The sequence below is a fragment of the Natrarchaeobaculum sulfurireducens genome, from assembly GCF_003430825.1.
In the GTDB taxonomy this organism is placed as follows: Archaea; Halobacteriota; Halobacteria; order Halobacteriales; family Natrialbaceae; genus Natrarchaeobaculum; species Natrarchaeobaculum sulfurireducens.
This window is the reverse complement of the sequence record NZ_CP024047.1, coordinates 2,811,173-2,836,161: the sequence shown is the minus strand read 5'-3', so window position 1 is coordinate 2,836,161 and position 24,989 is coordinate 2,811,173. Positions and strand designations below refer to the sequence as shown.

Sequence of the window (24,989 nt, the reverse complement as noted above, 5' to 3'; positions counted from 1 at the left end):
CGGTCAGCTCGGAACGCTTTGCGAACCCGTCCTCTTTTCTACTATTGACCCCTATTGTGGACTACAAATGGAGCTCTCGGTAGTGGTGTCGACGCTCAACGACCGGGAGCAGTTACTGTCCTGTCTGGACGCGCTCGCGGATCGAACGCCGGACTCGACGGAGGTGATCGTCGTCAACGGTCCGTCGTCGGACGGCACAACGGGCGTCGTTCGCGAACGGGACGACGTCGACGTGCTGGTCGAAATCTCCGATCGGAACCAGAACGTCTCGCGAAACGCCGGCCTCGAGGTCGCAACCGGCGACGTCGTCGCCTTTCTCGATGGCGAGTACGTCGTCGAACGAAGCTGGTACGGGGCCGTCGAGGGATCGATCGGAGCGGAGACGTCGGTCATCACCGGTCCTATCACCGGCGAACGATCGGTCGTGCCGGACCCAGGGACGCCCCAGACCGTTGCTGGCCGGCGTGTGACGCTCTTTGCCGGCGACAACGTCGCATTCGACCGGACGGTTCTCGACGCCCTAGACGGGTTCGACGAGTACCTGACCGTCGACGGCGCGCGCGACTGTGCCCATCGCGTCGCTGGGCTCGGGTTCGACGTCCACTGGGACGGGGAGATGGCCGTCCGAAGCGAGGTCGGAACCGACGGCGGCCAGACGGACGTCGACTGGGGCCGGCGCTATCGGGCACTGTCCTATCGGCTCGCGAAGAACTACGGCGCACATCCCACCGTCCTCGGTCGAACCGTTGGCAGCGGAATACGCGACGGTTTTTCGGGCACTCGCCGCATTCTCTCGGGCGACGTGACGCCGACGATGTGGGCCACCGACGGTCTCGAGGTCGTCTCGAACGCCGCCGGGGGCTTTCGGGATGGGATCCGCGCACGATACCGGGATCGGTCGGCGCGACGGAATCCAAACGGCGTCTCCGCCAGACACGACCGGGCGGTTCGGAAGTACGATCGGCGCTGATCGTCCGCTGGGGCGTCGGTCGCTCGAGCAGCCGTATCGCTCCGGCTTGCACCCCTCGAGTCGGGTAACGAACCTGCGATAGTGATCATCGGTGTCGACGAACCGGTCTGCAACCCTCGCTCGAGCGACGGCCCCGATCGGGCCGGTCTGCATCCTCACTCGGGGTCGAAGCCACCGGCGAGGGCGTCGAGGGCGAACAGGGCGAGCGCCCCGAGGACAGCCCACGCGCCAGTCTGTGCGAGGACGTCGACGGTCAGCGCATGTGCCTCCGCGACGTTGTGCAACGGCGCGGGTATCGAGCCGGCGATAAGGCCGACGAGAAAGAGCAACGTCGGTTCGCGGGCGCGCTCGAGCGCCCGGCGGACGATTCTGGCGATCGTGACCAGCCCGACGAACCCGCCGAGGACGAAGACGACGACCGTCGTTCCCGGATCGACCGCGGCTGTGAGCGAGGCGTTCCCCGAGAGGGTGGCCCGAATCGCCCCGAGGAAGGCAGTGAGCTCCGCCGAGAGAAAGACGTACTGCCCGAGCAGGATCAGAATGAGTGCTCCCGAGATCCCCGGAAGGATCATCGCACTGATCGCGAACACGCCAGAGAGAAAGATCAGGGTCGCGCCGCTGCCAGGGAGCTGGACGACGTTGCTCGCGACTAACAGTGCAAGCGCGGTGCCGGCACTCGCTGCGAGGGCGTTGGTGCGCGAGGCGAGCCGGAGACTCCGGAAGAGCACGATTGCGGAGGCGGCGATCAGCCCGGTGAAAAAGCCGAAGAGGGCGATCGGGTGAGATTCGGCCAGCGACGAGACAGCGCCGGCGATCAGGGCGACTGCGGTTACCATCCCGACCCCGAGCGGCAACAGGAACTGCAGATCCATCTCGAGCAACGCCTTTCGGGCCTGTGGCCGTCGTTGTGGATCGTACGCGCCCAGCACCTCGAGGGCCCGTCTGGGCGTCAGCGCGGTGATGGCCGCGATCAATCGACCGTAAAAGCCGAGCAGGAGGGCAACGGTGCCACCGGAAACGCCGGGGAGGGCGTCTGCCGTCCCCATACAGAGCCCGTAGCCGTAGATTCGAAGCGTCTCACGTTGCTTCCGAACCTGTTTGCGAATCGTGTGACGCATCGTCAGGGCGAGTCACCACCGGTCGCACTCGAGCGGGCAGTCTCCTCGAGCCAGATCGTCGACATACGTACCGGATGTGCCAACAGGGGGATAAAAGAATCCTCTTATTGCAGCGCGTAAGGAGTCGCCAAACGACGACGAGCGGTGGTCAGAGCGGACGCTGTGTCGCCACACTCCGTCTGCATGACGTGTCGAGGGAGCCACGGAGCACTCCCACGACCGCCAACTGACTGTTCACGATCACCAACTAGTCGTCCGACGACTCTCTCGAGTCGGTCTCTGCCGTCGGCCTAGCGGCTCCCGGTGCCGACGTTCGCGCTTGGGGCGAGCGCGTCGACGACGCGACAGGCGTTCTTCGAGAAGACGCGCCAGAGGAGGTCTTCGCTCACGTCAAGGGTGAGGATTTCCATGACGGCGACGTCTGGGTGGCAGGCGGGTGCGCCGCTGCCGAAGAGCACCCTGTCGGGGTGTTCGAGCACGGCGCGCTCTAAGAGGTCGCGGTAACGGACGAAACTCGTCTCGACGTAGCAGTCGTCGTACTCTTGGAGGAGATCGATCATCTCGTGTTTGAGTGTGCGGTCGAGCGGGTGGCCGCCGAAGTGGGAGACGATCACCGGGAACGACCGGCCCAACAGCGTGTCGGCAAGGACGGCCGGTGGTGCGTCGACGCCGCCGCGGACGATCAGCGGGAGGCCGACGTCCTCCAAGACGGCGAGGACGTCGTCGTCCGGATAGTCGTCGACGGTCGGATCGAGGACGAACCCGTGGAAGCGATCGTCGTAGGCGTACCGTTCGACGTCTTCAGGTGACGTGTGGTGGTCTTTCCGTCGGCTCACGGCGTTGTGCAGACGCCCGGTGGCGGTACGGTCCGGTCGATGCGTGCCGTTGATTCGCGCGAACGCGACGAACGGTCGATCGACGCTCCGTCGTGCGACCCCGTTGTTCGGGGCGAGATAGCTCGTCTCTCCCCTCGCGGGTGGAAAGACGACTGACCGCGTGATCCCCGCCTGGTGCATCTCCCGCTCGAGTTGCTCCGGCGAGAGGTGCGGTCGACGGCGCTCCCCCGGTCCCCCATCCGGCGTGAGTCGGGCGTAGACGTCGGCGACGCGAAACCCGTGTTCCAGCTCCAGCATCCCTGCGAATCCTTACGACCCGAACCATATTTTGCTACCGACTCCGCGCGTGTCGGTGCCCACGCCGGTGGACTCCAGTGCAATCGACAGAGGGAACGCCACCGGTAGAGTAACTTTTATATAGAAGTGCTGACGACATGGTTAGTGAGGATCCAACAATGGCACAACAGCGACGCATGGGCGGACAGCCGATGTTTATCTTGAGCGAGGACAGTCAGCGAACGCAGGGTCGTGATGCCCAGTCGTCGAACATCATGGCCGGCAAGGCGGTTGCCGAGTCGGTACGAACGACACTGGGGCCCCGCGGGATGGACAAGATGCTCGTCGACTCGAGCGGCGAGGTCGTCATCACGAACGACGGTGCGACCATCCTGAACGAGATGGACATCGAACACCCCGCGGCCCAGATGATCGTCGAGGTCGCCGAGACCCAAGAAGAAGAAGTCGGCGACGGGACGACGACCGCCGCGGTGATCGCCGGGAACCTGCTCGCCGAAGCCGAGGATCTCATCGAACAGGACGTCCACGCGACGACGATCGTCGAAGGCTATCACCAGGCCGCCGCGATCGCCCTCGAGGCGATCTCCGAGCAGGTCCAGGACGCCGAGGTCGACGACGACGTCCTCAAGCAGGTCGCCGAGTCGAGCATGACCGGCAAGGGCACCGGCGGACTCACCGCCGAGACGCTCGCCGAGACGGTCGTCGAGGCCGTCGGCCACGTCGAGACCGACGACGGCGTCGAGCGCGAGAAGGTCGCCGTCCACACGCAGATCGGTGCCTCCTCGAACGCGACCGAACTCGTCCCGGGCATCGTTCTCGACGAAGAGCCCGCCCACGACGAGATGCCCTCGGCGGTCGATGACGCCTCGATCGCCATCCTCGACGTCGAACTCGAGGTTCGGACGGGCGACGTCGACGCCGAGTACGCCATCGACTCGATCGACCAGTTGAACGCCGCCATCGACGCCGAAGAGAGCGAACTCCGCGGCTACGCCGAGGCCATCGTCGACAGCGGTGTCGACGTCGTCTTCACCACCGATGACGTCGACGACCGCGTCAGCTCGGCACTCGCGAACGAAGGCGTCCTCGTCTTCGAGAACCTGGGCAACTCCGACGCCCGCGAAGTCGCCTCCGCGACCGGTGCCAAGCGCGTCGGCGCGCTCGAGGACCTCGAGGAAGACGACTTCGGCCAGGCCGACCGCATCAGTACCGAGAACTTCGGCGACGACGACCTCGCGTTCGTCGAGGGCGGCGCTGCAGCGGAGGCCGTCACCGTCTTCGTCCGTGGGGGCACCGAACACGTCGTCGACGAACTCGAGCGCGCGATCGGTGACGCACTCGACGTCGTCGCGACGGCGCTCGACTCCGGCGAGGTCGTCCCCGGTGCCGGTGCAACCGAGATCGCTATCGCCGACAAGATCCGCGCCGAGGCCGCCGGTATCGAAGGCCGCAAGCAGCTCGCAGTCAACGCTTTCGCGGACGCGCTGGACGTCGTTCCGCGGACGCTCGCCGCCAACACCGGCCAGGACCCCATCGACGCGCTCGTGGACCTTCGTGCCGCCCACGACGCCGAGGGCCGCGCCGGCCTGATCACCGACGGTGAGACGGTCACGATCGACGATCCCTTCGAGTTCGGCGTCGTCGACCCCGCCGACGTCAAGCGCGAAGCCGTCGAGAGCGCCACCGAAGCGGCGACGATGATCGTCCGCATCGACGACGTCATCGCAGCCGAGTAACGTCGCTCGCGGTCCACTACGCGTTCTTCGTTTTCGATCCGATCGAGACGATCACTCGGTCAGTAGTGTTCAATCGGCCAGCAATGTTATGTGGTAGCATGTGATATCTCGGTCCTGTTATGTCCGACACAGCTCCACCGGATCGGTTGACGCCGATCGATGACTCGACCGGTCGGACGATCTATTTCCACGAACGGCGTGGGACGTACCACACCTGGTGTGACGAGCGTGAGTACGATCCGGCGAGTACCGCCCTTCTCCTCGCCGTCTCGTCGGTTCGGAACGTCGAGCCGGACGAACTCGAGCCCCTGTCAGCCCGGATCGACCCGGACGCACTCGACGCATTCGTTTCTCACGACGGCGCTGCAGCCGGTGGCTCGAGTGACGCGACAGTGACGTTTTCGTACGCCGGGTGTGCGATTACGATCCGCGCCGACGGCGAGGTCGTGATCGAACCGGACCCACAGTCGGTCGCCTGATCACTCACGGTCCTCGAGGACGATCTGGTCGCCTGGTGTGAGGCCGAACGCGTCGTCTCCTCTGCCCTGATTAACGTCGAGTTCGACGTAGCCGTGACTGCCGACGGTCGCCAGCCGCTCTCCGGGCTCGACGGCGGCGAACGTGTCGCCGACCGGCACCAGCTCGCCGTTCGCCGCGATCCGCTCGCGTCCCTCGAGGAACGCCCCAGGGACGTTCGTGATCGCGTTCCCGAAATCGTCGACGACCAGCACTTCGCCGCCTGCGCGACCGTCCTCGACGGCGGCGTCGGGTAGCTCAAGATCGACAGTCTCGTCGGCTGGCGAAAGGTATGCGAGTGACTCGAGAGACTTGCGGCCGGCCTCGTGAATCGCCGCGGCAACGGGGGCGAAGACATCCCGTCCGTGGAACGTGTTGCTCGCGGGGCCGCTGCTGTCATCACGGCCGAGCGTCGCCTGCGGTGATGACGCTACACCGGTCGGCTCGACCGGCTCGAGCCGGGACTCGTCGACGACGAACGACTCGAGGGACGTCTCAGGAGCCAGCCGCCGGGCCACGGGCTGGAGAACGCCGTTGTCCGGCCCGACGAGGGCGTGGTCGCCGGCGCGAACGACGAGCGCGTTCCGGTCGGTGCCGACGCCGGGGTCGACGACCACGAGATGGGTCGACGGCGGAAAGTACGGGAGCACCTCTCGAAGCCAGAAGGCCGCCGCGCGAACGTCCTGGCGTGGAAAGTCGTGTGCGACATCGACGAGACGGGCGTCGGTTCGCTGACAGAGTACGCCTTTCATCGCTGCGGGATACGGCGAGCCGAAGTCGGAGGCGATGGTGATCATAGCCGATCGTACGCATCCTTTGGAAAAAGTCGTCCCGTCTCGATACAAGAGATCGACAGTCCGATCGACTGTCGACGGACAGTCGTCAGCCGGATCTCGAGCCTCAGGCCGTCCAGTCCCCGTCCGAATCGGTGTCGCTGATCATCTGGATGCGTTCGATACCGTCGATCTCGTCGACGACCTCGACGACTGCCTCCGGAACGAGCGATTCCCAGTCGCCGTCGTCGACCATTCGATCGCGGATCTCGGTTCCGGCAAGCACCTCGCGGTTGAACATCGGGGACTGGCGGACCTCGACGCCGGCTTCGCGAAAGAGCTGGATCACGAGCGGATTGTTCGAATAAGCGACGTCGAAGTCCGGGCTCATGCTCTGGACGTGGCTCACCCACACCGAGTTACGTTCTAGGTCCTCGATAGGGACCGCGTAGGTCACGAGATCGGTGTCGACGAGCGACTTGGTGATCATCATGATCCGTTCGCCCGCGGTAAACGGATTCCGGACCGTATGCGAGTCGTCGGCGCTCCCGATCCCGAGGACGAGTTCGTCGACGTCGTCGGCGATCTGCTCGACGACGCTCAGATGGCCGTTGTGAAACGGCTGGAATCGACCGATGTAGAACCCCCGGGTCATGTCGAGAGATGTTCGACCGCCATGCTTAAGCGTGGCGAGATCCGCTCGAGGCGTTCTCACCGCCGGTCGGCGTCCAGATACGGCCGATCGCGGCTCGAATCGCTATTCGCCATTTCTGAGGGTTCTACGGGGCAGTATCTGCCACTGACACCATCCTCCGCATGGAGAAAGTATATCAGTCGGAGTCCCTTCGATTCAGGTACTGAACAGAGTTCTATGAGCAACGACACGAACGTTGACGACCCTCCCGAAGACGCTCCTGAGATGGCTCCAGACGCTGACCAGTCGAGTCAGCAATCGGAGTCCGGGGATCGTCAGGGAGAGCGGTCACCCTTCGAGGAAGAAGGCGACCGCAGCGATCACGTCGACGACAGCAGTGATCCGATCGACGAGGACGAACCGTCGACCGGGGGCGACCCGACGGACGAGCCCGCCGAGGACGACGAGATCGAGACCGTCGAGGACCTCGGCAGTGCAGTCGAAGTCGATCCCGGCGTCGAAGTCGACGAAGAGAACGCCGAACAGGACTTACTCGGCGGCCTCAAAGTCGAGTCGACCGCCGACATCGAGGTACCGGATCGACTCGTCGACCAGGTGATCGGGCAAGACGAGGCACGAGACATCATCATCAAGGCCGCGAAACAGCGCCGACACGTGATGATGATCGGCTCGCCGGGGACGGGCAAATCGATGCTGGCAAAAGCGATGAGTCAGCTGTTGCCCCAGGAAGACCTCCAGGACGTCCTCGTCTATCACAATCCCGACGACGGGAACGAACCGAAAGTTCGGACGGTTCCCGCGGGCAAAGGCGAACAGATTATCGACGCACACAAGGAAGAAGCCAGAAAGCGAAACCAGATGCGATCGATCCTGATGTGGATCATCATCGCGATCATCATCGGGTATGCGATCCTCACCGCCAACATCCTGCTGGGGATCCTCGCGGCGGGTATCGTCTGGCTCATCTTCCGCTATACGAGTCGTGGAACGGACGCGATGGTGCCGAATATGGTCGTCGACAACGGCGACCAGCGCACCGCGCCGTTCGAGGACGCAACTGGTGCCCACGCCGGTGCCTTACTCGGTGACGTCCGTCACGACCCGTTCCAGTCCGGTGGGATGGAGACGCCGTCTCACGACCGCGTCGAACCCGGCGCGATCCACAAGTCAAACAAAGGCGTGCTGTTCGTCGACGAGATCAACACCCTCGACGTCCGCACCCAGCAGAAGCTGATGACGGCGATCCAGGAAGGCGAGTTCTCGATCACCGGCCAGTCCGAGCGCTCTTCGGGCGCGATGGTCCAGACCGAACCCGTCCCCTGTGACTTCATCATGATCGCTGCGGGGAACTTAGACGCGATGGAGAACATGCACCCTGCACTTCGCAGCCGAATCAAAGGCTACGGCTACGAGGTGTACATGGAGGACACCATCGAGGACACCCCGGAAATGCGCCGGAAGTACGCCCGGTTCGTCGCCCAGGAGGTCGAACGCGACGGTCGCCTCCCACACTTCACCCGCGACGCCGTCGAGGAACTCATCCTCGAGGCCAAACGGCGTGCAGGCCGCAAAGAGCACCTGACACTGCACTTCCGTAACCTCGGTGGGCTGGTCCGCGTTGCCGGCGACATCGCTCGCGCCGACGACAAGGAGTTCACCGAACGCGAGGACGTCCTGCAGGCGAAACGTCGCTCGCGCTCGATCGAACAGCAACTGGCTGATGACTACATCGAACGCCGCAAGGACTACGAACTGCAGGTCACCGAGGCCGGCATCGAAGGTCGGGTCAACGGACTCGCCGTCATGGGCGAAGACTCGGGTATCATGCTCCCCGTGATGGCCGAGATCGCGCCTGCCCAGGGTGGCGGACAGGTGATCGCTACCGGCAAACTCCAGGAGATGGCCGAGGAATCGGTCCAGAACGTCTCGGCGATCATCAAGAAGTTCTCCGACGTCGACCTCTCGGAGAAGGACATCCACATCCAGTTCGTCCAGGCCGGTCAACAGGGCGTCGACGGCGATTCCGCTTCGATCACGGTGGCGACGGCCGTCATCTCGGCGCTCGAGGACATCCCGGTCGATCAGTCGGTCGCGATGACCGGCTCGCTATCGGTGCGCGGCGACGTCCTCCCGGTCGGCGGCGTCACCCACAAGATCGAAGCCGCTGCGAAGGCGGGCTGTGACAAGGTCATCATCCCTGCTGCGAACGAACAGGACGTGATGATCGAAGAGGAGTACGAGGAGATGGTCGAGATCATCCCGTGTTCGAACATTAGCGAGGTGCTCGACGTCGCGCTGATGGGCGAACCGAAGAAAGACTCGCTGGTCGACCGGCTCAAGTCGATCACCGGCTCGGCGTTCGACGGCAGTGCCGTCGGCGCCAGCGGCTCGAGCCCGAGCCCACAATAGATGCCGCAGTGGGCGACGTTCGCCGCGATTACGGGCGTCGTCCTCGTGTTACTGCTCGTTCTCTCACACCTGACGCAGTTGTCGTTTTCCGACGATAGCGACGGCCGTCCCGACCGACCGATAGGCGAGGACGACCCTCCCGGTGATTCACCGTTCGACGAGACTCCGTTCGAATCGGCCACCGAACGATCTCCGATCGACGATCACGCCGGTACCGAGCACGATAGTGCGAACCGCGAGCAGTCGCCGTGGGACCCAGCCGTCGAGCCGACGGACCAGACAGCGACGTCGGGCGAAACGCCAGCAAGCGCCTCGGTGTCGCACGACCCGACCACGGAACGGACGACGCGGGTCGAACCCAGATCGGGCGACGAATCTGTCGCCTCGAGTGGCCGTCATCCCGACGACCTCGATCCGGCGTCGCTGTCGACCGGGATGCTCCTTGCGAACGTCGCCATCTCACAGGGCCTGTTCGCGCTCGTCTTGCTCGGTGCCGTTCTCTACACTGGCATCCCGGCGTCGGCGCTCGGGGTCGAGTTCTCGTGGGCCTACCTCGAGACGGGGCTGCTCGTTGGGACGGCCGCAGGAATCGCCCTCTACGTCGCGAACGAACTCGCTGCGGCGTTGGCGACGCGGCTTGGCTTCGATCACGACGAGGGATTACGAGAGCTTCTCGCTCCGGAGTCGGCCCAGGGATGGGGACTGTTGCTCGGCGGCGTCTTGCCGATCATTGCGGTCTTCGAGGAGCTGCTGTTCCGGGCGGCCCTGATCGGCGTGCTCTCCGCCGGCTTCGACATCTCCCCGTGGCTGCTGGCCGTCGCCTCCTCGATCGCGTTCGCGCTCGGTCACGGGATGCAGGGCACCGTCGGAATCGTCGTCACCGGCGTGCTCGGGTTCGTCCTGGCGGCGATCTTCATCGTCACCGGGAGCCTCCTCGTGGTCGTCGTCGCCCACTACTGGATCAACGCCCTCGAGTTCGTGATCCACGAGGGGGTCGGTCTCGAGTGGGCGAAGACCATAGAAAGCTAAGGGGGGCCGGACGCTCGAGAGAGGTATGAACGGACACGAGGTTCCACAGCGGGTGCATCGACTGCTATTCGTCGGAATCGTGGTTTACTTCGGGCTGTTTGCCCTCGGTATGCTCACGGAGAGTCCACTGGCGATTTTCGCGGCAGAAGTCGTCTTCGGCATGATCGCCGTCGGCCTGGGTGCAATGTTGTACCAGCAGTCCGGTGGCGACGTGTCGGTGGAACTCGGCGCGGCGGTCTGTCTCGTCGTGGGTGGACTCGTCCAGTTCGGGTTCCTTGCGACAGGATCGGCGGCGCTTTCACAGCTGTCGTCGCTGGCCGTCTTCGCCGGGATCGGCCTCTACATCTACGCGGTGTACGTCGCCTGAAGGCGGACTGACCGTCAGACGATCGACTCGAGCGCCTCGAGCGTCGACAGTTCGTACGTCGGCTCGTGTTCGACGGGAGTGACGTTGCCGGTCTGAATCCACGCGGAGTCGAGCCCCATCGCGTTCGCCCCTGCGATGTCCGCATGTAGCGAGTCGCCGACGTGGATCGCCGCGTCGGGGGTCGCATCGAGTTCACCCAGGGCGTACTCGAAGGGAGCGGCGTCCGGTTTCGGGTAGATTCCCGCACTCGGTTCCGTGAATACCCGTACGTCGAAGGCGTCCGTGATCCCAAGCGACTGGAGCTTCTGGGTCTGGGTCGGCCGACCGCCGTTGGTGATCAGACCGACGCTGGTGCGTTCACGAGCGTACTCGAGGGCGGTTTCGGCACCGGGGCGAAAGCGGACCGCCGTCGGATCGTAGCTCTCGAGGTAGGCGTCGGCGAGTGTCGGTGCCCGCGTCGGATCGGCTCCAGCACGAGTGGCGACCTCTCGAAAGAGATACTCGTAGAACTCGCGGTCGGTTTCGGCGGTCGGAAGCGAGTCGACGGCCGCACGCAGATCGGCACGGGTACAGAACGGATCGCAATCGGCGCGGTCGAACGTCTCTCGAAGCAACGCCTCGGGGTCCTGCGTCGGCTCACAGAGGGTTCGATCGAGGTCGAAACAGACCGCATCGTAGGCAGCCATCTACCAGTCAGTTGGGTGGCTGGCGTTCTGAACGTTTCGCTGGCTCGTCACCGTTGCCTTCGACGCCCCGTCCGTCTGCCCAATCCGCCACGTTCAAGCCAATCCCCTTCGACCGGTGTGGTATGACCCGATCTGTCTGGATCAAAGCCGACGATGCCGTCGGCGACTGGGACGACCGCCGGGCGCGGATCACCGCCGCGCTCGAGGCGGGTGCTGACTGGGTACTGGTCGACGAAGCCGACGTCGCTCGCGTGCGCGAACTCGGGGACATCAACGTCGCCGCGTACCGAACTGACGGGGACGTCACGCTCGTCGACGACGTCGAAGCGAGCGACGACCCCGACGAGCGACCCGACGCCATCATCGTCGGCAAAGACGGCGAGGGTGACGGCACAGTCGACATTCCGGAGGACTTTTCGGGCTCTGCTGACCTCTCGACGCTGCGTCGCGACGGCGACTTAGAGCGGGGGGCGTACGTTCGCATTCTCGGAAAGGAGTACGAGGCGTTCGCTGAGACGGCGGCTGACGAGGCAGACTACACGATCGTCATCGGAGAAGACTGGACGATTATCCCCCTCGAGAACCTCATCGCTCGCATCGGCGAGGAGACCGAACTCGTCGCGGGCGTCACGAGCGCCGAAGAGGCGAAGACAGCGTTCGAAACCCTCGAGATCGGCGCCGACGCCGTCCTGGTCGACTCCGACGACCCCGACGTGATCCGCGAGACCGTCGAGGTCCGCGACGAGGCCGAACGCGAGCGCCTCGAGCTCGAGTACGCCGAGGTGCTCGAGGTCGAACGTATCGGCAGCGCAGACCGTGTCTGTATCGATACGGGCAATCTGCTAGACCACGACGAGGGAATGCTCGTCGGCTCTATGGCACGAGGTCTGGTCTTCGTCCACGCAGAGACCGCCGAATCACCGTACGTTGCCTCCCGCCCGTTCCGGGTCAACGCGGGTGCCGTCCACGCCTACGTTCGGACCCCCGACGGCGGCACGAAGTACCTCTCGGAACTCCAGAGCGGCGACGAGGTCCAGGTCGTCGACACGAACGGCACCACCCGCGAAGCGATCGTCGGTCGCGTCAAGATCGAAAAACGCCCGATGTTCCGCGTTGCCCTCGAGACCGACGACGGCGACCGCGTCGAGACGTTGCTCCAGAACGCCGAGACGATCAAGGTCGCCACCGGTGAGGGTCGGAAAGCGATAACCGACCTCGAGGCTGGCGACGACCTCCTGCTGTACTACGAGGACACGGCTCGACACTTCGGCGAAGCCGTCGAAGAGAGCATCATCGAGAAGTAGTCGTCGCGGGTAGGGTCGCTGTTTTCGGCGCAGTCGTTTTCCAACGGCGTCTACCGCCTGCCGGTCGCCGATCAGGTGTGTGCCGGCTCTTCGTCGACGTCATCCCCCTCAGGGGGCTCGAGCCGGGTCGTACACCAGTGACAGAACGCCAGGTCTTCGTCGAGTTCCTTGCCGCACTGAGGACACGTCGGTCCGTCGGCACCGCTCGTGCCGTTCGATCCGGGTGGAAAGCCAAGCGCACGGAAGGTTGCGTCGATCGCCGCAAAGAGGACGACGAACGAGAGGGCGAACTGCCCGACCGTATTGATCTCGGTCCCGAGTAACTCGGCCCGTTCGGCCATCGACCCAGCGGCGGCGAGTTGATCGAACGAGGGGAGAAAGAGCACGATTGCAGAGAGATACAACCCGGCGAACACCAGGGCACGAAGCCAGTCACGGATAATCGCATGGCCTGCCCCAGGGAAGAGAACCGAAAGTCCGCCAGCAGCGAGCGCGCGAAGCCAGCTCATATTTCCACCCTAGGCGAGGCGACTGGTTAACATTCCGGTTCGGATGGACGATCCACCGACCCGTCTCGGCCGACGGTCACGGGCGAGGGGCGCGTCGAATCCCTTCGTGTCGCTCGACGAGTCGAGATCCACAGACTCGACACCCGTTCGCACCTCGAGTCGCAGTCGATCCACACGAGTCGGCTGCTGGGCCAACCCGCTCGAGCGTGCCGTTACAGTTGGGACAGCGCTCGAGCAACCCCCGGAGTTCGGCGAGGAGGGCCGAGCGCTCTTCGGCCCCGAGCGTCCGCCAGCGCGGTGCCCGTGCTTCTAGCTCCGGTGTCGCCGCCAGGTCGGCGAGCAACGCCGCCTCTGACGGCCAGCACCCGATTCGATTTCGGCCGTAGTTCGCCGCGAACCCGCTCGAGGTGACCTCGAGTACCACTCGGTCGGGGTCCAGCCCGAGCTGGGTCGAAAGGACCTCGAGCCGACTGTTTGCCGCCCGAATCTCATCGATCCGATCGTGCCAGGCGTCTCGGAACTCGGGCTCGAGTCGATAGCCGGCCGGTCCTCGATCGTCGACGACGTCGAGCGATCGTACGAGCGACTCGAGTCGGTCGCCGTCGACGGCCGTGACGGCATCGCTGTTGTCGGTGGTCGCTCCGGACGACCGACGCGGCCGTCGGAGGACGAGCCGCTTTGCCAGCCTCGGTGTCCCCGGAAACAGGTATCCTCGGAAGTAGATCACAGTCACAAAGCCGACGAATGCGACGGTGGCGACGAACGGGGTCGTGACGATCGCAAGCAGGATCGACAGCGCGACCGCGAGGGAGACGTGGAAAGCGGTACAAGGTACGCACCGATTGTTGCCCGTAAACTCGGGCCGACGCACCGACTCGAAGGCGGCGGACACGCTGGCGAGCATGTGCCGATCGACGCGACCGTGAACTATTGGTATGGTTCGGTTACGGTCAGGAAATGTATCCTATCGACGACCGGCTCCGATCGTCGACCCTCACTCGAGCTGTGCTACCAGCCGCGAAAGCGTCTCGAGGTCGTACTGCCCCGGAGCGGTCGCGTCGGCGGGATCGACGGGCGCGTAGCCGATCTTCGAGCCGTAGACGGGCGCAACGGCGCGCGTGTGGCTACCCGCCTCGCCCATCGCCATCGTCGCGACGGTCTTTCCATCCGCAGTCAATCGGTGTGTGACCGCGAGTAGACCCAGCGTCTCCTCGCGCGAGTGGGCCGTGACGGCGAGTTTGCCGACGTCGGCGTACGAACAGGCGTCAGACAGCGTCTCGAGCATCTCGATCTCGTCGGGCGTGCCCTCGAAGTCGTGGGCCGACGCGACGACGGCGACATCGTGATCGCGTGCCGTCTCGAGAACGACGTCGGCGTCACCGGCCCGTAGTGACTCGAGTTCGACGTCGATCGCACGGACGGCTTCGACCTCGGTCGCTGCAGCGAGCTCGTCGAATCGGTTCGCGTCGTCGCCCTCGAACTCGCCGCCTTCCCAGGTGGGGCGGTTCGTCGCGAGAATCGGCAACTCGCCGTCGTAGCCCGCGAGCGCCTCGAGGGGCTCGTCGGCCAGATCCATCCGAAACTCGAGGCCGTCGGCGTGCTCGCGGGCGGCGGGTTCGTCGGCGAGGTCGGCGGTCGAAGCCAGCAGCGTAAACGCGTCGAAATCCATGCCCATCGGTACTCGGAGTGACGGTGACCGGGTGAAAAACGGTGTCGTTTCGGGAATCGAACGACGCTCAGGCCAGACCGAGGGTTTCCTCGGCCTCGAGGAGTTCGTGATAGCGGTTGCGGATGGTGACTTCGGAGATGTCCGCGACGTCGCTGACGGCTGCCTGGGTCGTCTTCTCGTTGGTCAAGAGCGCGGCGGCGTAGACGGCGGCGGCCGCGAGTCCGACCGGCGATTTGCCCGAGTGGACGCCCTTCTCCTTGGCGTTCTGGAGCAGGCTTCGTGCGCGATGTTCTGCCTCGTCCGACAGCTCGAGTCCCGAGGCAAAGCGGGGGACGTAGCTTTCGGGGTCTGCCGGCTGGACCTCGAGGCCGAGTTCGCGAACCACGTAGCGGTAAGTGCGGGCGATCTCGTTTTTCTCGACGCGGGAGACGTCGGCGATCTCGTCGAGACTCCGGGGGACGCCTGCCTGACGAGCAGCGGCGTAGACACAGGAAGTCGAGACACCTTCGATCGACCGTCCGGGGAGGAGGTCTTCGTCGAGCGCGCGGCGGTAAATAACGCTTGCGGTCTCGCGGACGTTCGTTGGAAGGCCCAGTGCGCTCGCCATCCGATCGATCTCACCGAGCGCTTGCTTGAGGTTGCGCTCTTTCGAGTCACGCGTGCGGAAGCGCTCGTTCCACTTACGAAGCCGCTGCATCTTCTCGCGCTGGCGCGAACCCAGGGCGTTACCGTAGGCGTCTTTGTTGCGCCAGTCGATGTTCGTCGAGAGCCCTTTGTCGTGCATCGTGTTCGTCGTCGGAGCCCCGACGCGGGACTTCTCGTTTTTCTCGGCAGCGTCGAACGCCCGCCACTCGGGGCCACGGTCGACGGAGTCCTCTTCGACGACCAGTCCACAGTCTTCACAGACCGTCTCGCCGTGCTCGTCGTCGACGACGAGGTTGCCGGTACACTCGGGGCAGGCCAGGTCGTTGTGTTCGTTCGTCGTTTCTTCAGTCGTTTCGTGTTCGCTACGCCGTACTCTCGTGTGCGGTGATCCGTTGGTCATGCGATGGCGAGTACTGCCCGGACAGCGGTTGGAAAAGTCCGGACGGAGTCGTTACCTACTCCGTTCCGACACTCGACATTTAAAGGTTCCGAAATCGGCATCGGATAGGTCCCCTAAACCGGTAATTCGTTGGAACTGGTATGAAAAATCAGAACATTGAAGAAGAGTATCTCGCTCCAGAAACGCGACGATCAAAAGGTGTCGACTCGAACGGCCGGTATGCACGTCGCGGTCGGGAGTACGAACCCGGTCAAAGTCGAGGCGGTCGAGCGAACACTTTCTCGATACGAGCCATCGGTAGTCGCCGTCGCGGTCGACTCCGGCGTCCCCGAACAGCCCTGGTCGATCCCCGAGACCGTCAGGGGAGCCGAAACCCGTTCCCACCGGGCGCTCGAGGCGACCGATGCAAACTACGGTATCGGCCTCGAGGGAGGCGTCGCCGATCTCGAGGGTGTACCGGGCCTTTCGCTCGTTATGTGGGCAGCGGTCACCGACGGTCGACGGCTCGAGCGGGGGAGTGGCCCGTCGATACGATTACCCGACCGCGTCGCGAGCCGGCTCGATGCAGGCGAGGAACTCGGGCCAGTGATGGACGACCTCCTCGGAACGAGCGGTGTCGCCAAGACCGAGGGTGCCGCAGGTGTCCTCACAGATGGACTGACCGACAGAACGAGTGCATTGTCACAGGCGGTCGCGTGTGCGTTCGGCCCGTTTCAGGTTCCTTACTACGACTGACCCTTGCTGATAGGTCGCCAATGTGGACCGTTCGGATCGGCGGCGAAAAACAGTCATGAATAAGTGACGGTCACCGTTTGGAATGAATTAACCGGTCGTACCAACGAACCCTTTCCCACCGGTTACTTGCTCATTACTGAATGGGGAAATCGCAAGACTGCGGCCCGTTAACCTGCCGTACCAAACCCCCTAAGAGCGTTCCCGTCGTTCCACCGAATATGAGCACTGCAATGGCCCCCGACCTCACGACCAAACAGCGGAAGATTCTCCAGTACTTAAAGGAGAACGCCGGAACGAAGACGTACTTCAAATCCCGGCTCATCGGCCAGGAACTGGGGATGACGGCCAAGGAGGTCGGGTCGAACATCACCGCCTTGCAGGAGAGTGCCCACGACGTCGAGATCGAAAAGTGGGGCTACTCCTCGAGTACGACCTGGAAGGTCGTCGTCTAGGCCCGCCGACCCCCTCGAGCCGATCCGGCCTGATCTCCGCCTCCAGTCGATCCGGCCAGATCGCCGCCTTCCTCTACCGTTCGTTGTATCGATCCATTCACGAGCGACGCCGACCGACAGTGGCCGTAATCCCGAACGCACTTGTTTCACCGCGTCAGATCCGTCAGCCGTGCAGTCACCGATACTGTTCGACATGGACGGCGTCATCCTCGAGGGGCGGCGTACCGATCCGCAGGTGTACGCGGACGCCACCGACGCAGCGCTCGCGGAACTCGGCGTCGAGCCCTCGCGGGCACAGCGGAGCGACCTCGGGAGCAGCGACCTCGAGGCCGTCGCCGACCGCTGTGCGGAACTCGGGGTGGACCCCGCGACGTTCTGGGCGGCCAAGGAACGACACGCCTCGGCGGGAACCCACGACCGGATTCGCTCGGGCGAACGTGGTCGATACGAGGACAGCGACGTGATCGACGACCTCGCCGAGCGGACTACGACTGCCCTCGTGAGCAACAATCGCCACGCCACCGCTGCCTTCGTCGCCGACTACTACGGCTTCGACTTCGATGCTGTCCGGGGTCGCGACCCGACGTTCGAGGGCTACCGACGGCGAAAACCCGACCCGTACTACCTCGAGCGGACGCTCGACGCCCTCGACGCCGACGGCGGGCTCTACGTCGGTGACTCGCCGAAAGACGTCGTCGCCGGCCGTGCGGCCGGCCTCGAGACCGCGTTCGTCCGTCGCCCGCACAACCGTGACTGTGCGGTCCCCGAGCCGACGTACGAACTCGACTCGCTGTGGGACCTCGAGTGCGTCTTGGAATAAGCAGTTCACACCGCCCCGTTCGGTAGCGTCGCACGGTTCGATCTACTCAGTAGCATCGTACGTTCCGGTCCCTTCGATAGCGTTGTACGTCCCGACTAGTGCCGATGTCGCCCGCGCCCGCCGGTGCTAGCTACCGACGGAGTCGAGCGACGGCTCACAGTAATCATCGACTAGCAGTATTCGGGTCCGATCGTTCCGGCGAGAAAGCGATCGTTAGCCGTGGTATTCGACCAGTCCGTCGGCGTTCGTCGCGAAAGCCAGTGCCCGGTCGTCGAAGGAGTCTGCGTATCTAACCACGAGTAACAGCACGGTTTCGGGCCGTTCGACCGCATAGCCGTCTTCGCGGGAGAGTAAGCCGGCCTCCTCGAGTTCGCCAGCGTACTTGCTGACGGTCGGTGCCGAGACCTCGAGCGCGCTCGCGAGGTCACCCCCGCTGGCCTCCGGGCTCGAGAGGAGTTCGATCAGCATGCCGCGTGGCGTATCGCGTCGGAGGTAGCCGAGTGCCTGTTTCTCGAACGCGTCGAACCGATTCGCGAGCACGAACCGCTTGTAGTCGCCGTCGCGGTAGCGTTCGATCGCATCGACTTCCTCTAGACGACCCAGGTGGTGTTGGGTCTCGCCGGTTCCAAGCTGGAGGTCGTCACGGATCTTCGAGAAGTGTGCTCCGGGAGTCGTCGAAAGGTAGCCGGCGATCGCATCGCGTGCGTCGCTTTCACCCGTGTCAGCCGACGCGGGGCCGGCAAGACCGGCGAGCGAGGTCGCGCCACCCAGGGCGGCGAATCGGCGCAACGTCGCTCGTTTGTTGTCGTCGACCCCATCGGGAGCTGTCATTGCTGTCTACGATCCGTAAAGCGGCGAGCCCTAAAACCGGTTTCGCTCCGCTTCGTTCTGCGAATCCTGAGGGTCAAGATGGGAAGAAAGAGCGCAACTCGAGTCGATGGTCGTCGCTGACTCGACGGCTTAGTTGTTCGTCGTCGGCTCGTCGCCTACCGTCTCCTCGACGCCGCCGTCAGTCTGCTGGAACTCCTGGTCCATCTCTTCGATGACTTCGTCCGGGTCCGAGATCTTCGCCGGATCTTCGCCCTCTTTGATCCGCTGGGCCTCTTCTTCCATCGCTTCGACGTCCATCTCGGCTTCCTGGTCGATCTCGCCGATGATCTCGGCGATGTCGTCTAAACCGATCAGCTCGCGGGTTTCGTCGTCGAACTCGAGGCTCTCGAGCTGGTCTTGGTCCTCGCTGACGTCGCTACCCGAGAGATGCTTGCCGTAGCGACCCACCATCGAGGTGAGTTCCTGCGGGAGGACGAACGTCGTCGACTCGCTCTGGCCGATCTCGGTCAGCGCATCCATTCCCTTGTCGATCACCGCGCGTTCGCCCATCGATTCGGCCGATCGGGCACGGAGGACCGTCGAGATCGAGTCACCCTGTGCTTCGAGGATCTGACTCTGCTTTTCACCCTGTGCGCGGATGATCTCACTCTGTTTGTCACCTTCTGCCTTCTCGACGGCACTGCGGCGTTCACCCTGTGCCTCGAGAATCATGGCACGGCGTTTCCGCTCGGCGGAGGTCTGCTGTTCCATCGCGCGCTGGACGTCTTTCGAGGGGTTGACCTCACGGACCTCGACGCTCTCGACTCGAATCCCCCACTCGTCGGTGGGCTCGTCGAGTTCCTGACGGATCTTGGCGTTGATCTCCTGGCGTTTGTTGAGCGTATCGTCCAGTTCCATGTCACCCAGAACGGCACGCAGCGTCGTCTGAGCGAGGTTCGAGACGGCCTTCTTGTAGTCGTCGACCTCGAGGAACGCCTTCTTCGCGTCCATCACTTTGATGTAGACGACGGCGTCGGCGGTCACGGGCGAGTTGTCGCGCGTGATCGCTTCCTGCCGGGGGACGTCTAACGTCTGTGTTCGCATGTCGAACCGATAGGTGTTCGAGACGAACGGGGGGACGAAGTTGATCCCCGGCTCGAGCAGCTTTCGGTACTCACCGAAGACCGTCAGCGCACGTTTCTCGTACGCGTCGACGATTTCGATCGCGCTCAGTAACGCGGCGATGACCACTACGAGGACGAGGGCACCGACGAACAACAACGCCTCGCCGGTCTGCATCGGAAAGAGTTCTACCACCATATATCGGTGTTACGGCGGTGAAGGGAAAAGCGTTCTCTTGTATTGCTTACATGTGGCGGCGAACTAAACCGGTTCGAGCGGGCTGTCCACGGATCGAGTTAGCTCGATTTTTCGGTTTCGCGTTCGCGTTCTGTCGACTCTTCGGTCGCGTCGACGTCGTCTGCGTGGCGCGCCGCCTCCCTTGCGAGTGCACGATCGATCTCGTCTTCGCCGATCGCATCCATCGATTCGACCGTCAACACGTTGCCACCGCCAGGGTCGAGGACGATAATCTCTTCACCCTCCTCGATCGTGCCGCTCGTTGTCCTCGCGCTGTAGTGGGGTGCGAAACCGCCCTCGTCGAGTTTGACCTGCCCGGTCCGGTTCGTGATCGCCTCGGTCGCGTAGCCGGTCGCGCCGGCGAGCGAACTCGAGTCTTTCGTCTGGGCGGTCCCTTTGCCGCCGTAGAAATCGAACTCGTGGTAGATGTACGTCGCGATGAGCCCGATGACGAGCGTTAGTCCCGCCAGAATAAACGGGCTCGCGACCGGTGGGAAGAGCACGCCGACGAGCCCCGCACCGACCAGTGCGACGCCGATGACGATGAAGTGGGCACCCGGTGAGATGGCCTCGAGCGCCATCAAGAGGAGTCCCACGGACAACAGCATGAGCGGTAGATTCCCGAAGAGGGCGTCGAGCATGTCTGGAGGTTAGGGCTCACGCCGATTAAAGGTTTACCGCGCCACGGCATCTCGTCCAGTCGCCGTCGGCACTCGGTGGCCGTTTCGGCCGGCGAACGCTACGGTTTGCCGTTCGTGATTGTCGTGTGTGCGCCGATGAGTGCCCCGGCCAGATCGAGGTCCTCGAGGTGGGTCCCCTCGTCGATGATCGACCGACGGATGTCACCGTTTCGGACCGTCGCGTTGGGGAAGACGACCGCGTGATCGAGATGGCTCTCCTCGAGAGTGACATCGGCCATGACGTGGACGTTCTCGCCGACTGTCGTGTCCTCGAGGGTCGCGGACTCGGCGACTAGCGAATCACCGTTTAGGTGCCAGGCAACGGCGTCGAGGTAGCTCTCGGGCGTGCCGATATCGAACCAGGCGTCTTCGAAGGTGTAGGCGTACGTCGGCTCGCGATCCTGAAGCCACTGGACGAACCAGCCCGGCTCGTCTGGGTTGTTGCCCTGCTCGAGATAGGTCGACAGAAGCGACAGCGACTCCCGTGGAAACGCATAGCAGGCGATCGAGACGAGCGTCGAGTTCGGATCGTCGGGTTTCTCCTGGAAAGACACGACACGGTCGCCCTCGAGTTCGACGAGCCCATACGATTTGGCGCGCTCGCGCGAGCCGACGTCGTAGGCCGCGAGCGTCGGCGACTCGCGCTCTTCGAAGTAGTCGACGAACTCCGACACGTCGAAGCTGATCAGGTTGTCACCGGCGATCACGAGCAGGTCGTCGTCGATATCCTCGCGGTCGACGAGTTGTGCGAGTGCGCCGACGACGCCGAACTTCTCGTCTTCGTCGGTAGTCTCCTCGATCGAGAGGCGGGGTTTCTCGAACTCGGTGTCGGCGAGGTGCTCCTCGAAGTCGGCGGCGAATCGTTCGTTCGTGCTGACGTAGACCTCGTCGATCCGGTCGTCGGCCTCGAGTTCGGCGAAGATCCGGTCGACGACTGTCGAGTCGCCGATCGGTAGGAACATCTTGGGTCGATGCTTCGTGATCGGCCACAGACGGGTCGCATATCCGCCAGCGAGAACGACGGCTTTCATGGCCGCGAATTCGCCGTCGTGCTGTAAGTCACTTGCCCTTTCACAGGTTTGCGAACGTCTCGGCCGAGTCGTATTGCGGGCTCGTCCAACAGCGTCTTAGGTGCTGCCCATCGTCTTCGGAGATATGCGAGAAGCCGACGAAACGACCAGACAGCGACTGGCGGCCGCGTTACGCGAAGAGCCTGCAACGGCGAGCGAACTCGCCGCCAGACTCGACGTCACCCCACACGCAGTCGTCGACCACGTCGAACACGTCGCTCGATCGCTCGAGGGAACGGGCGAGCAACTGCTCGTTGCACCGCCCACGTGTCGCGACTGCGGGTTTTCGGAGTTCGACGATCCGGCGAACCTCCCGTCTCGGTGTCCCTCATGTAAGTCCGAGTCGATCGCCGAGCCGACGTTCACGGTCGAGTGAGCATCCTGACCGCCCACGGTACCGACGGGACCGACTGGCCGGTCGAACTGACTCTCACCTCGACGCAACGTTTCTGTAAGCTGAACGTCCGATTCGGTTTCGACACAAATATTTAGCGGGCAACCGAGAACCCGGTACGAACACTCGAACGCGGACGCTGACGGTCGTGTCTTAGCACGGACACCGGTTCTACACCTCGCTTCGACAGCCGTCCGCCGCTCGAGGAACTCCAGAGGAGATATGACTACGACGTCACATTCCGAGTTCGACTGTGCCGAATTCGTCTGTGCGGTCCTCGACTGGCTCGAGGGCCGCCAAGAGGGTTCCGAGTCGCTCGACGAGGCCTTCGAACTCCTCGCACACACGCGTCGGCGACTCCTGCTCGAGGTTATGCGGACCTACGACGAGCAGGTGACGCTGCCCGACGCCGCCGAAGCAGTCGCCGTCAGGGAGTCCGGCCGCTCGATGACCGACCTCTCTGCCGAGCGCGTCGCGAACGTCTACATCTCCCTGTACCACGATCACCTGCCCCGACTGGTCGACGCTGGCTTACTCGAGTACGACCAGGAGCGAGATCTGGTTTCGCCGGCCATCGTCTGAGACGATCCGGTCTATTCGGTCAGCGTACTGCCTGTTCGGCCCGTTGTGCGTCTGACGGAGCTTTAACATCCCCAGCGACGAACTGGTAGTATGAACTCCCTTCTCATCTACGGCTCGTACGGCTACACCGGCCGGCTCGTCGCCCGCGAAGCCGTCTCACGGGGAGGGACGCCGATCGTGGCGGGACGGGACGGTCGGCAGGTCTCCCAACAGGCCGCCGAACTCGGACTCGAGGGTCGGTCGTTCGACCTCGAGTCGCCCGCTCTCGCCAGCCATCTCGAGGACGTCGACGCGCTCTTAAACTGTGCGGGCCCGTTCATCGAGACGGCCGAGCCGCTGTTCGAGGCCTGCCTCGAGGCCGAAACGGACTATCTGGATATCACCGGTGAGTTCCCGGTCTTCGAACGATTCCGCCGACGCGACGACGTCGCCCGCGAGGCGGGAATCACGGCGCTGCCGGGGGTCGGCTTCGAGGTCGTCCCCTCCGACTGTCTGGCTGCGTTTCTTCACGGCCAGCTCCCCGAGGCCGACGAACTCGCACTCGGAATCACGGGCTCGCCGACGTTCTCTCGCGGGACGGCCCACACCTTGCTCGAGTTGCTCGGCACCGGCGTGGTGCGACGGAACGGCCGACTCGTCGAGGTACCTACGACGTTCCGAACCCGGCAGATCGACTTCGGTGACGGGGCCGAACCCGCCGTTACGGCTCCGTGGGCTGACGTCGTCACCGCCGCCCACACCACCGGGATCGAGACGATCGAAGTCTACGTCGCGGTTCCGCCCGTCGCGAAACCACTTCTTCCGCTGGCCGACGTGAGTGCCTGGCTCGTCGATCGTACCCCGGTCAGGCGACTCCTCGAGCAGGGGATCGATGCCCTCGTCGACGGCCCGGACGAGCACCAACTGGCGACCGAGACGGCCGTCGTCTGGGGTGAGGCCCGCGACAGCGAGACCGGTCGGAGCGCCCGGGCACGGCTTCGAACGCCGAACCCGTATGCGTTGACGGTCGACGCGGTGCTGGCCGCGGCCGAGCGCGTGCTCGACGCTGCACATCACGTTCCAGCGGGATTTCAGACGCCGGCGAGTGCCTTCGGCGCCGACTTCGCCCTCGGACTCGAGGGGGTCGAACGCGAACTGGTATCCACTCCCAGTACGTCACACCGGATCGAGGTATCGGCTGCCGACGACTGATTCGGCGTGCTGTACCGAACCCCTTCACGACGGACGATGACCGGGTTGCCGGTACCGACGTCCAATGGTCCGTCCGAGCTAATCTCGACCGGAAGGTTCACTCCTCGTAACACGCTTTCTCGACGCGTTCGTCGTACAACTGTGAGAGTCGCTCGGTCACCGGGCCGCCGCCGATTACGGCGTCGTCGACGCGATCTACGGGTCTGAGTTCCCACGTTCGGTTAGTGAGAAACGCTTCCTCAGCCTCGCAAACCTCCTCGAGGCCATACTGTTCCTCTCGCGTCGGAACGCCGGCGTCCTCGGCCAACTCGAGGACGAGTTCGCGTGTGATCCCTGGCAGGACGGGGCCGTCAGTCGTCGGCGTACAGAGGACGCCGTCACGGACGAAAAAGAGGTTGCTCGTCGCCCCCTCCGCGACGTTTCCCTCGAGGTCCGAGAGGAGGGCTTCGTCGGCGTCGGTGCCGCGGAGTTCGGCTCGTGCGAGGATGCCGTTCAGATAGTTGTGCGTCTTCGCGCTGGCTGGGACGGCTTGCTCGGGCATTCGGCGGGTTTCGATCGATTTGACGGTGGCGGGGCCGTCCCAGACGGGTTCGCTTTCGAGGCCGCCCCGCGGGAGCGGCGTGACGTAGATCACGACCGTGGGGTCGACCTCGGGCTGGGGCGTCAGTTTCCCCGGCTGGACGCCACGCGTGATCGAGAGCCGGACGTAGGCGTCGGCGAGATCGTTCGCCGCGAGCGTCTCGTCGATCCGGTCGCGGAGGTCCGTGTCGGCGAGGCCGTGTGCGAGCGAGAGCGACTGGCAGGTCCGCTCGAGGCGCTCGACGTGGCGGTCCCACTCGAAAATCGTCCCGCCGTAGGCCCGCATGGTCTCGAAGGCAGCGTCGCCGTACCGAAAGCCGCGGTCGTCGACGCTGACGGTCGCCTCGCTCGCGGGCACGAGGTCGCCGTCGACGTGATACAGGGGTTCGTCGGTCATG

Annotated in this window: 27 protein-coding genes; 13 read left to right on the top strand and 14 right to left on the bottom strand. The window is 64.2% G+C overall.

Going from position 1 to position 24,989, the window contains the following annotated elements; genetic code table 11:
- Positions 1–67 precede the first annotated feature (67 nt).
- Entirely contained in the window at positions 68–970 is a 903-nt protein-coding gene (locus tag AArc1_RS14980) for a glycosyltransferase family 2 protein (RefSeq protein ID WP_117365126.1), read from the top strand.
- Between the two features lie 155 nt (positions 971–1,125).
- On the opposite strand, the gene AArc1_RS14975 is transcribed toward AArc1_RS14980, so the two are convergent.
- Complete coding sequence (locus AArc1_RS14975) at positions 1,126–2,088, bottom strand: DUF368 domain-containing protein (RefSeq protein WP_117365125.1); 963 nt, start codon at positions 2,086–2,088, stop codon at positions 1,126–1,128.
- Positions 2,089–2,378: 290 nt separating this feature from the next.
- Positions 2,379–3,221 carry an amidohydrolase family protein gene (locus AArc1_RS14970; protein ID WP_117365124.1) on the bottom strand — a complete coding sequence of 281 codons (843 nt, stop codon included), beginning with the start codon at positions 3,219–3,221 and terminating at the stop codon, positions 2,379–2,381.
- A 191-nt stretch (positions 3,222–3,412) separates the two neighbouring features.
- Between AArc1_RS14970 and thsA the strand changes: the two genes are divergently transcribed.
- Together thsA and AArc1_RS14960 are read left to right on the top strand one after the other, a co-directional pair.
- Positions 3,413–4,957 (top strand): thermosome subunit alpha, encoded by a 1,545-nt coding sequence (thsA, locus tag AArc1_RS14965; protein ID WP_117365922.1) that lies wholly within the window; start codon positions 3,413–3,415, stop codon positions 4,955–4,957.
- A 119-nt stretch (positions 4,958–5,076) separates the two neighbouring features.
- Positions 5,077–5,436, top strand: coding sequence for a HalOD1 output domain-containing protein (locus tag AArc1_RS14960; RefSeq protein WP_117365123.1), 360 nt, complete (start codon positions 5,077–5,079; stop codon positions 5,434–5,436).
- On the opposite strand, the gene AArc1_RS14955 is transcribed toward AArc1_RS14960, so the two are convergent.
- A complete protein-coding gene (locus AArc1_RS14955) occupies positions 5,437–6,270 on the bottom strand; it encodes an SAM hydrolase/SAM-dependent halogenase family protein (RefSeq protein WP_117365122.1) in 834 nt (277 codons plus the stop codon). It lies immediately after the preceding gene.
- A 103-nt stretch (positions 6,271–6,373) separates the two neighbouring features.
- Positions 6,374–6,901, bottom strand: a complete 528-nt coding sequence (locus AArc1_RS14950) for a nicotinamide-nucleotide adenylyltransferase (RefSeq protein ID WP_117365121.1) — start codon at positions 6,899–6,901, stop codon at positions 6,374–6,376.
- A gap of 216 nt (positions 6,902–7,117) precedes the next feature.
- Between AArc1_RS14950 and lonB the strand changes: the two genes are divergently transcribed.
- The 3 genes from lonB to AArc1_RS14935 are packed head-to-tail and all read left to right on the top strand — an operon-like array spanning position 7,118 to position 10,706.
- Positions 7,118–9,310, top strand: coding sequence for an ATP-dependent protease LonB (lonB, locus tag AArc1_RS14945; protein WP_117365120.1), 2,193 nt, complete (start codon positions 7,118–7,120; stop codon positions 9,308–9,310).
- Positions 9,311–10,339, top strand: a complete 1,029-nt coding sequence (locus AArc1_RS14940) for a CPBP family intramembrane glutamic endopeptidase (protein ID WP_117365119.1) — start codon at positions 9,311–9,313, stop codon at positions 10,337–10,339.
- Positions 10,340–10,364: 25 nt separating this feature from the next.
- Positions 10,365–10,706: a hypothetical protein gene (locus AArc1_RS14935; RefSeq protein WP_117365118.1), complete on the top strand. Its 342-nt coding sequence runs from the start codon at positions 10,365–10,367 to the stop codon at positions 10,704–10,706.
- 14 nt (positions 10,707–10,720) lie between these two features.
- On the opposite strand, the gene AArc1_RS14930 is transcribed toward AArc1_RS14935, so the two are convergent.
- The gene (locus AArc1_RS14930; protein ID WP_117365117.1) at positions 10,721–11,392 is read right to left on the bottom strand and encodes an HAD family hydrolase; all 672 of its coding nucleotides are present in this window, start codon (positions 11,390–11,392) and stop codon (positions 10,721–10,723) included.
- A 122-nt stretch (positions 11,393–11,514) separates the two neighbouring features.
- On the opposite strand from AArc1_RS14930, the gene AArc1_RS14925 reads away from it, so the two are divergent.
- On the top strand, positions 11,515–12,696 hold the full coding sequence (locus AArc1_RS14925) for a 3-dehydroquinate synthase II (RefSeq protein WP_117365116.1): 1,182 nt from the start codon (positions 11,515–11,517) through the stop codon (positions 12,694–12,696).
- A gap of 71 nt (positions 12,697–12,767) precedes the next feature.
- Here the strand turns inward: AArc1_RS14925 and AArc1_RS14920 are convergent, their stop codons facing one another.
- The 4 genes from AArc1_RS14920 to AArc1_RS14905 form a co-directional block, all read right to left on the bottom strand.
- Entirely contained in the window at positions 12,768–13,205 is a 438-nt protein-coding gene (locus AArc1_RS14920; protein WP_117365115.1) for a zinc ribbon domain-containing protein, read from the bottom strand.
- A gap of 76 nt (positions 13,206–13,281) precedes the next feature.
- The gene (locus tag AArc1_RS14915) at positions 13,282–14,109 is read right to left on the bottom strand and encodes a hypothetical protein (RefSeq protein WP_117365114.1); all 828 of its coding nucleotides are present in this window, start codon (positions 14,107–14,109) and stop codon (positions 13,282–13,284) included.
- 90 nt (positions 14,110–14,199) lie between these two features.
- On the bottom strand, positions 14,200–14,880 hold the full coding sequence (locus tag AArc1_RS14910; protein ID WP_117365113.1) for a type I 3-dehydroquinate dehydratase: 681 nt from the start codon (positions 14,878–14,880) through the stop codon (positions 14,200–14,202).
- A 61-nt stretch (positions 14,881–14,941) separates the two neighbouring features.
- The gene (locus AArc1_RS14905) at positions 14,942–15,919 is read right to left on the bottom strand and encodes a transcription initiation factor IIB (RefSeq protein WP_117365112.1); all 978 of its coding nucleotides are present in this window, start codon (positions 15,917–15,919) and stop codon (positions 14,942–14,944) included.
- 219 nt (positions 15,920–16,138) lie between these two features.
- On the opposite strand from AArc1_RS14905, the gene yjjX reads away from it, so the two are divergent.
- From yjjX to AArc1_RS14890, 3 genes are all read left to right on the top strand, one after another.
- On the top strand, positions 16,139–16,654 hold the full coding sequence (gene yjjX, locus AArc1_RS14900) for an inosine/xanthosine triphosphatase (RefSeq protein ID WP_117365111.1): 516 nt from the start codon (positions 16,139–16,141) through the stop codon (positions 16,652–16,654).
- Positions 16,655–16,872: 218 nt separating this feature from the next.
- Positions 16,873–17,106, top strand: coding sequence for a DUF7123 family protein (locus AArc1_RS14895; RefSeq protein ID WP_117365110.1), 234 nt, complete (start codon positions 16,873–16,875; stop codon positions 17,104–17,106).
- A 169-nt stretch (positions 17,107–17,275) separates the two neighbouring features.
- The gene (locus AArc1_RS14890; RefSeq protein ID WP_228442341.1) at positions 17,276–17,926 is read left to right on the top strand and encodes an HAD family hydrolase; all 651 of its coding nucleotides are present in this window, start codon (positions 17,276–17,278) and stop codon (positions 17,924–17,926) included.
- A 213-nt stretch (positions 17,927–18,139) separates the two neighbouring features.
- Here the strand turns inward: AArc1_RS14890 and AArc1_RS14885 are convergent, their stop codons facing one another.
- From AArc1_RS14885 to AArc1_RS14870, 4 genes are all read right to left on the bottom strand, one after another.
- Positions 18,140–18,757, bottom strand: coding sequence for a winged helix-turn-helix transcriptional regulator (locus tag AArc1_RS14885; RefSeq protein ID WP_117365108.1), 618 nt, complete (start codon positions 18,755–18,757; stop codon positions 18,140–18,142).
- Between the two features lie 129 nt (positions 18,758–18,886).
- The gene (locus AArc1_RS14880) at positions 18,887–20,056 is read right to left on the bottom strand and encodes an SPFH domain-containing protein (RefSeq protein WP_117365107.1); all 1,170 of its coding nucleotides are present in this window, start codon (positions 20,054–20,056) and stop codon (positions 18,887–18,889) included.
- 98 nt (positions 20,057–20,154) lie between these two features.
- On the bottom strand, positions 20,155–20,736 hold the full coding sequence (locus AArc1_RS14875; protein WP_117365106.1) for an NfeD family protein: 582 nt from the start codon (positions 20,734–20,736) through the stop codon (positions 20,155–20,157).
- Between the two features lie 98 nt (positions 20,737–20,834).
- Positions 20,835–21,806 carry a sugar phosphate nucleotidyltransferase gene (locus AArc1_RS14870; RefSeq protein ID WP_117365105.1) on the bottom strand — a complete coding sequence of 324 codons (972 nt, stop codon included), beginning with the start codon at positions 21,804–21,806 and terminating at the stop codon, positions 20,835–20,837.
- Between the two features lie 124 nt (positions 21,807–21,930).
- Between AArc1_RS14870 and AArc1_RS14865 the strand changes: the two genes are divergently transcribed.
- The 3 genes from AArc1_RS14865 (at position 21,931) to AArc1_RS14855 (ending at position 24,012) form a co-directional block, all read left to right on the top strand.
- Complete coding sequence (locus tag AArc1_RS14865) at positions 21,931–22,221, top strand: transcriptional regulator (protein ID WP_117365104.1); 291 nt, start codon at positions 21,931–21,933, stop codon at positions 22,219–22,221.
- A 240-nt stretch (positions 22,222–22,461) separates the two neighbouring features.
- The gene (locus tag AArc1_RS14860) at positions 22,462–22,821 is read left to right on the top strand and encodes a DUF7344 domain-containing protein (RefSeq protein ID WP_117365103.1); all 360 of its coding nucleotides are present in this window, start codon (positions 22,462–22,464) and stop codon (positions 22,819–22,821) included.
- A gap of 90 nt (positions 22,822–22,911) precedes the next feature.
- Positions 22,912–24,012, top strand: a complete 1,101-nt coding sequence (locus AArc1_RS14855; protein ID WP_117365102.1) for a saccharopine dehydrogenase family protein — start codon at positions 22,912–22,914, stop codon at positions 24,010–24,012.
- Between the two features lie 97 nt (positions 24,013–24,109).
- Here the strand turns inward: AArc1_RS14855 and AArc1_RS14850 are convergent, their stop codons facing one another.
- Positions 24,110–24,988 carry an aminotransferase class IV gene (locus AArc1_RS14850; RefSeq protein WP_117365101.1) on the bottom strand — a complete coding sequence of 293 codons (879 nt, stop codon included), beginning with the start codon at positions 24,986–24,988 and terminating at the stop codon, positions 24,110–24,112.
- Between the last annotated feature and the right edge of the window lies 1 nt (position 24,989).